This is a genomic window from Ornithinimicrobium sp., assembly GCF_035267225.1.
Classification (GTDB): Bacteria; Actinomycetota; Actinomycetes; order Actinomycetales; family Dermatophilaceae; genus Ornithinicoccus.
In genome coordinates this window covers 21,857-28,328 of the sequence record NZ_DATFMA010000111.1, presented here as the reverse complement: position 1 = coordinate 28,328, position 6,472 = coordinate 21,857, and the positions used below count along the sequence as shown (strand labels likewise).

The 6,472-nt window shown below is 71.6% G+C and carries 7 protein-coding genes and 1 tRNA gene; 2 read left to right on the top strand and 6 right to left on the bottom strand.

The window, feature by feature from the left end:
- Nucleotides 1-48: 48 nt before the first annotated feature.
- The 3 genes from VJ976_RS11250 to VJ976_RS11240 all read right to left on the bottom strand — a co-directional run bounded on the left by VJ976_RS11250 (nucleotide 49) and on the right by VJ976_RS11240 (nucleotide 2,367).
- Nucleotides 49-387 carry a hypothetical protein gene (locus VJ976_RS11250; protein WP_324100311.1) on the bottom strand — a complete coding sequence of 113 codons (339 nt, stop codon included), beginning with the start codon at nucleotides 385-387 and terminating at the stop codon, nucleotides 49-51.
- Between the two features lie 431 nt (nucleotides 388-818).
- A tRNA-Leu gene (locus tag VJ976_RS11245) sits at nucleotides 819-903 on the bottom strand.
- A 63-nt stretch (nucleotides 904-966) separates the two neighbouring features.
- Nucleotides 967-2,367 carry a DNA polymerase IV gene (locus tag VJ976_RS11240; RefSeq protein ID WP_324100310.1) on the bottom strand — a complete coding sequence of 467 codons (1,401 nt, stop codon included), beginning with the start codon at nucleotides 2,365-2,367 and terminating at the stop codon, nucleotides 967-969.
- Between the two features lie 101 nt (nucleotides 2,368-2,468).
- Here VJ976_RS11240 and VJ976_RS11235 point away from each other — a divergent pair, with 101 nt between their 5' ends.
- Nucleotides 2,469-3,221: a sigma-70 family RNA polymerase sigma factor gene (locus VJ976_RS11235; protein WP_324100309.1), complete on the top strand. Its 753-nt coding sequence runs from the start codon at nucleotides 2,469-2,471 to the stop codon at nucleotides 3,219-3,221.
- On the opposite strand, the gene VJ976_RS11230 is transcribed toward VJ976_RS11235, so the two are convergent.
- Genes VJ976_RS11230 through VJ976_RS11220 form a run of 3 tightly spaced genes read right to left on the bottom strand, consistent with a single transcriptional unit; the run spans nucleotide 3,212 to nucleotide 5,681 of the window.
- Nucleotides 3,212-4,066 (bottom strand): RNA methyltransferase, encoded by an 855-nt coding sequence (locus tag VJ976_RS11230; RefSeq protein WP_324100308.1) that lies wholly within the window; start codon nucleotides 4,064-4,066, stop codon nucleotides 3,212-3,214. The genes VJ976_RS11235 and VJ976_RS11230 overlap by 10 nt on opposite strands.
- Entirely contained in the window at nucleotides 4,063-4,848 is a 786-nt protein-coding gene (locus VJ976_RS11225; RefSeq protein ID WP_324100307.1) for a sulfite exporter TauE/SafE family protein, read from the bottom strand. The genes VJ976_RS11230 and VJ976_RS11225 overlap by 4 nt, the downstream gene beginning before the upstream one ends.
- Nucleotides 4,845-5,681, bottom strand: coding sequence for an ABC transporter ATP-binding protein (locus VJ976_RS11220; RefSeq protein ID WP_324100306.1), 837 nt, complete (start codon nucleotides 5,679-5,681; stop codon nucleotides 4,845-4,847). Before VJ976_RS11220 ends, VJ976_RS11225 begins: the two co-directional genes overlap by 4 nt.
- Nucleotides 5,682-5,722: 41 nt before the next feature.
- Between VJ976_RS11220 and VJ976_RS11215 the strand changes: the two genes are divergently transcribed.
- Complete coding sequence (locus tag VJ976_RS11215) at nucleotides 5,723-6,472, top strand: hypothetical protein (protein ID WP_324100305.1); 750 nt, start codon at nucleotides 5,723-5,725, stop codon at nucleotides 6,470-6,472.

Sequence of the window (6,472 nt, the reverse complement as noted above, 5' to 3'; positions counted from 1 at the left end):
CGCCCCTTCCGCGCGCAGGGCCGGGCCCTCGGCGGCCCGCAGCACCGCTCATTCAGTGGAACGAACCGCCCGACTGCTGTAGTCGACCATCGCGTCGTCATAGGCGGCGATGAAGCGCTCGCAAGACTCCGCATAGAAGGCATACGGATCCTGCGCCGTGGCGTAGGGACCGGCACCGGCGATCAGAAGCCGCCGCTCGCGTGACAGGCTGCGTCGCAGCCTGTCCAAGGCGACCGCCGCGTCGGTGGTGCGGCGGAAGATGCGCTCCAGGCCGGCCGCGACGACGATGACGAAGCCGAGGACTGGGCTCACCCACTCCCAACCGTCGTCGACCAGGACCTCACTCAGGGGGATGGCGGCACCCGCGACGAGCACCACCAGCCACACCAACTGGATGCCGCCCGCGCGAAGAACCGCGGCCGTGTCGGCAACCCCTCGCCTCCGTCTCATTCGCCGCTCGTAGGCGCGGTGCTGTCTCGGCTCGCTGCGAGGATCCGGCCGCACCGGGCGGTCGGTCTGCCGGGCTGAGGTGGTCATCGTTACTCCCGCCCTCGAGGGTGGTCACGGACTTCGACGCGACCGTTCACACCTACTTTCCTCCTCCCCCTCGTCCAGGACCATGGTTGAGGACTCGTCAACTGGAGCAGGCCGGTCCCCGGACACGGAACGTAGGGCACTGGAGGATCGGGGCAGGACCCCGGTCCTCCTGGCCGAGCGGACCCGCCGGGGCAGCGGGCTTCATGCCTCGCTCGGCGTCGAACTCGGGTACGACCGCAGCGGGACTCCACCGAGAGTGGACGCGGCAGCGTGACGTCGGGTGTCCGGAGGGGGACTTGAACCCCCACGCCCATTGAAGGGCACTAGCACCTCAAGCTAGCGCGTCTGCCATTCCGCCACCCGGACGAGGGTGTCCCGACAGCGCACAGCCGCGGGCAACGACCAGAAAGATTAGCACGCAGGCACCCCTCAGCCGCGCCAGTCGGGCGGCTCGGCGGGCGCGAGCTCGGGGTCGTCGACATCGAAGGTGCGGATGCGACCGGGCGGCGTGCGGGGACCCTCGAACCGGACGGTGACGATGCCGGCACCGCTGCCCCACACCCACCCCCGTCCGTGCCGCTCGTGCCGTACGTCGGCGCCGGTCGCCCAGGATGGGGCCGGTGTGACGGGGGAACCTGAGCCCGCTGCACCGTCGGCGACCTTCTCGTCGGTCTCGGGCGAGGAGCCGGCGTCGGGGTGGTCGACCACGGTCGTGGTCGGGCGGGTCGGCACGGTGAGTGTCGCTTCGAGCTCGAGCTCGCCCTGAGCGTGGCTGGTCAGACCGCTGACGCCCACCCCCAGCAGGCGCAGACCGTCCGCCGTCTCGATGGTGGCCAGCAGGCGCGTTGCCTCCCGGGAGATCACTACCGGGTCGCCGGTGGCGAAGGGCAGAGACCCGGAACGGGTGACGGTCCGGAAGTCGTGCCAGCGAGCCTTGACCGTGATCGTGCGGGCGAAGCCGTGGGACTCCTCCAGCCGTCGCGCCACCTGCCCCGACAGGCGCTCGACCTCGGTGGCCAGGGTGGCGGGGTCGGCCACATCGGTGGGGAAGGTCTCCTCGGCGGAGATGCTCTTGCTGGAGCGGTGCGTCGTGACTTCCCGAGGGTCCTGCGCACGGGCCAGCGCGTGCAGCGAGGCGCCGTGGGCTTCACCGAAGATGGAGACCAGGTCCGCGAGCTGCACCCGCGCGAGGTCGGCGACCGTCTCCACGCCGAAGCCGCGCAGCCGACGTTCGGTGGCAGGCCCGACACCGGAGATCACGCGGACCGACATCGGGGCCAGCACCTCGCGCTCTCTGCCCGGTGGCACCACATGGACCCCTGCGGGCTTGGCCATCTCACTGGCGATCTTGGCCAGCATCTTGCTCCGCGCCAGGCCGACGGAGGCGCTGAGTCCACCCGTCGCTGCGACAATTTCGTGTCGCAGGTGGGCACCCACCTCCTCGGCGGAGAGCCGCGTGAGGAGGCCGTCCGGCCCCGCCGCGGCCAGGTCCAGGAACGCCTCGTCGACCGACACCTGCTCCACCACGGGCGTGGTCGACCGCAGCACCTCCATGACCACCTCGGAGGAGATCCGGTACGCGGCATGCCGCCCCGCCAGGAAGGCCGTTCCTGCAGGACAGCGCCTTCGCGCCTCCTGGGTCGGCATGGCCGAGCGTGCTCCGTACCGTCGCGCCTCGTAGGAAGCCGTCGAGACGACCCCGCGCGAGCCGGTGCCACCGACCACGACGGGCTTACCACGTAAGGATGGCTTGTCACGCTGCTCCACCGCCGCGAAGAACGCGTCCAGGTCGACGTGCACGATGCTGGCGTCGTGCCTGGTCGTCGGCATACACTCACCCTCACACAGCAGGCGCCGCCGCCCGAAGCGAGCGCCGCACCCGTGGTCCAGAAGGTCGCCACACGTCGTGGGTTTTGCATGCCCAGGAGGTGATGGCCTTGATAGTGGACTGCGTACAGCCACACACCGTGACCGGTGGAGTGCTGCCCAGCGAGCCCCTGTGCTCGTGCGTGGAGTCGTTGGTGGTGGACCATCTCGACCTGGCCGACACCCTCGCCGGCCGGTACGCCGGCGGTGGAGAGGCCGAGGAAGACCTGCTGCAGGTGGCCCGGCTGGGTCTGGTTCTCGCCGCACGCCGGTACGACCCCGAACTCGGGGTGCCGTTCGCGGGCTTCGCGGTGCCGACCATCCGCGGCGAGCTGAGGCGGCACCTTCGAGACCACACGTGGGGGGTACGGCCGCCGCGCCGCCTGCAGGAGCTGCGCCCGCAGATCGCGCAGACGGCGGAACGGTTGACCCAGACCTGGTCGCGCACACCGACCGCCTCGGAGCTCGCCGACGAGATGGGGCTACCGCTGTCCCTGGTGACGGAGACCATGGCTCTGGGCTCGGCCTACCGCCCCGACAGCCTGGACGCCGCGCGGATGAGCGCCGGCGAACCCGCTGAGGTGCTCGAGGCACCCTCGTCGCGGCTCGACGAGGTCGAGGGGCGGATCAGCCTCGAACCCTCGCTGGCAGCGCTGCCGGAGCCGAACCGCCGACTGCTGCGGCTGCGCTACACCGAGGAGCTGTCGCAACGGCGGATCGCCGCGGCGGTCGGGGTCTCGCAGATGCAGGTCTCACGGTTGCTGCGCAGGTCGTTAGACCTGATGCGCCAAGGGCTGGTCTCGGCGAGTCAGAACTGAGCGGAACGGCTGCGCAGGGCCCACAGCAGGACGGCGCCGGCCGCGGCGACGTTGAGGGAGTCCACCCCGCCGGCCATCGGGATGGCCACGCTCAGGTCGGCGGCTGCCTGGGTGCGGTCGCTCAGTCCGTCGCCCTCCGTGCCCAGCACCAGCGCGAGCCTCGGTGGTGGGCGGCTCGCCAGGGAGGTCAGCGTCATGGCGTCCGGGGCGAGAGTGCAGGCGGCCACCACGAAGCCGTGCCCGCGCAGTAGTTCCACATCCTGGGGCCAGTGCGACAGGCGGGTCCACGGCACCTGGAACACGGTGCCCATCGAGACCCGGATCGACCGCCGGTAGAGCGGGTCCGCACAGCGTGGAGTCACCATGACGGCATCCGCCCCCAGCGCTGCTGCCGACCGGAACAGCGCGCCCACGTTGGTGTGGTCGACGATGTCCTCGAGCACGAGCACCCGGTGAGCACCGCCGAGCAGGTCCACGGCGGCCGGGAGCACGGGGCGGTGCATCGAGGCCAGGGCACCCCGGTGCAGGTGGAAGCCGGTCATCTGCTGGATCACCTCGGCAGCCGCGACATAGACGGGGACCCCGTCGTTGGCGCAGGCCGCGACGAGCTCCGCCAGGTCATCCAGCCAGCGTGGCGCCAGGAGGAGTGAGCGCATCCGGTGCCCGGCGCCGACGGCTCGGGCGATCACCTTGGCCGACTCGGCGATGTACAGTCCCGCACGCGGTTCCAGGGTGCGGCGGAGCGCGACGTCGGTCAGGCCGAAGTAGTCGCGCACCCGCGTGTCGGCGGCGTCGTGGATCGCCGTGACGCCGCGCGGAAGGCGGTTCAGGTCAACGGCACTCATGTGAGAAGCACCGCGATCGCGACCAGACCGATCACGATGATGACCCCGCGAAGCAACCACGATGGCATGGAGCGCCCGACGCGCGCACCGAGCACTCCCCCGGCGGTCGAACCGGCGGCGATGAGCAGGGCCACGAGCCAGTCGATCTGCTCGGGCTGCACGACCAGGAACACCAGGGCTGCCACGAGGTTCACCACCAGGGCCAGCACGTTCTTGACCGCGTTGATCTGCTGCAGCCCCAGCGGGAGCAGTGCGCCCATCAAACCGACCAGGAGCACCCCCTGCGCGGCGCCGAAGTACCCGCCGTAGACCCCGCCCAGGAGCACCCCCACCAGGAGTGCCACGCCGCGCGGGCCTCCCCATCCGGCCGGCGAGGGACCGGATCCGCCCTCGCCCCGCCGGGACGCTGCCCACCGGTTGAGCCGTGGCCCGAGCACGACCAGCACGAGCGCCACGCCGATGAGCACCGGCACGATGGCCTCGAACGCGGACTCGGGCAGGACCAGCAGCAACAGGGCCCCGAGCACCCCGCCGGTCAGCGACGCGGGCACGAGCGCGAGCACCGTCGAGCGCAGTCCGCTCAGCTCCCGCCGGTAGCCCCAGGCACCGCTGATTCCGCCCGCCACCAGACCCAGGGAGTTGGAGACGTTGGCCGAGACCGGGGCGTACCCGAAGAACAGCAGAGTGGGGAAGGTCACCAGCGTCCCGGAGCCGACCACGGTGTTGATGGTGCCCGCCGCCAAGCCCGCGACCGCGATGAGCACGGCCTCCAGCGGCGTCACGCGTGGGCGGGGCGGTCCGGCTCCGCGCCTGCGAGCGCGTCAGCGGGTGGCTGCGCCGCGCGGGCGGCCCACCGGTCGCCGTGCCGGTCCACCTCCAAGGGCAGGCCGAAGGTGCGGGACAGGTTCTCCGCGGTGAGAGTGCTCTCGATCGGCCCCGCCGCCACCACCTGGCCGTCCCGGAGCATGAGCACGTCGGTGAACCCCGGCGGGATCTCCTCCACGTGGTGGGTGATGAGCACCAGGGCCGGGGCGTCCACATCCTCGGCGAGCAGCTGCAGTCGTGCGACCAGGTCCTCCCGTCCGCGCAGGTCGAGACCGGCTGCGGGCTCGTCGAGCAGCATGAGCTCGGGATCGGTCATCAAGGCGCGGGCGATCTGCACTCGCTTGCGCTCCCCCTCGCTGAGCGTGCCGTACTGCCGATCGGCCAGGCGGGCGACGCCGAGCGCCGCCAGCAGGTCGTGAGCACGGCGCTCGTCGACGGCGTCGTACTCTTCGGCGAAGCGGCCCACCACCGACCAGGAGGCCGTCAGGACCACGTCCAGCACCCGTTCGTTCGCGGGGAGGCGTTCGGCGATCGCCGCGCTGGACACGCCGATGCGCGGTCGCAGCTCGAAGACGTCCACGGCGCCCAGCACCTCACCCAGCACCCCGGCGACGCCGTGCGTGGGGTGCATCCGCGCTGCCGCGACCTGGAGCAGGGTCGTCTTGCCGGCGCCGTTGGGGCCGATCACGACCCACCGCTCACCTTCCTCGACCGACCAGGTGATGTCGTGCAGGAGGGCGTTTCCACTGCGGATGACGCCGACCCCGGCAAATTCCACGACATCACTCATAGGGCGCAAGCGTAGTGTCCGCGCCGTCCTACCATCACCAGATGCCGGTGCTGCCTGCGAGTGTGCGTGTCGCCTTGTGGGCCTCGGCCGCCTTCAACGGGTGGGCGGACCTGAGCGAGGTCGGCAGGCAGGCGCTCCCAGACATCGACGAGGTCGTCGGCCTGGGGCCGGCGCTGGCCTCCTGGCGGGACCTGGGCGAGAAGGTGGTGCTGGTGGCCCTGCCCCGGCCCGGGCACAGCCACGGGATGCCGGCAGGCACCCCCGAGATGCTCGCCGCCGCCCATGCCGCCGAGGAGGCGGTCTTCGTGCCTGGCCTCGGCGGAGCGTTGGTCCCCCGGGTCAGCCCGTTCGGTCCGGAGGGCGACCAGGGATGGCTGGTGGACTGGCAGTCCTACGCCTGCGACCCGGTCCCCGCTCACGTCGTGCAGGCGATGAGCATCTCCGAGGCCGAGCTGCGCCTGCGCACCACGCTGGCCGAGCTGACCGAGCGGCTGACCGCCACACCGGGCAGCCCCATGGCTGGAGCCGCCGCGGAGATCGGCGCCCGGCGTGGGCTCCACCAGTCGTGGGGCTTGCCGCCGGGGCTCCCACGGAGGTGCGCCAAGGTGGTCGAGCTGTCGGGCTCGGTGCTGCACTTGGGCGACATCGGCCTGGCCGACGACATGCAGAGCGTTGACTCGGCCGCCACGACCGCTCGCGAGGTCCTGCTGCGCCAGCTCCGGCGTGAGGCCGCCGAAGCGCTGAGCACAGCGACCAACGTCGCCGCCCTGTCCTACGCCGGCTGGGCGTGA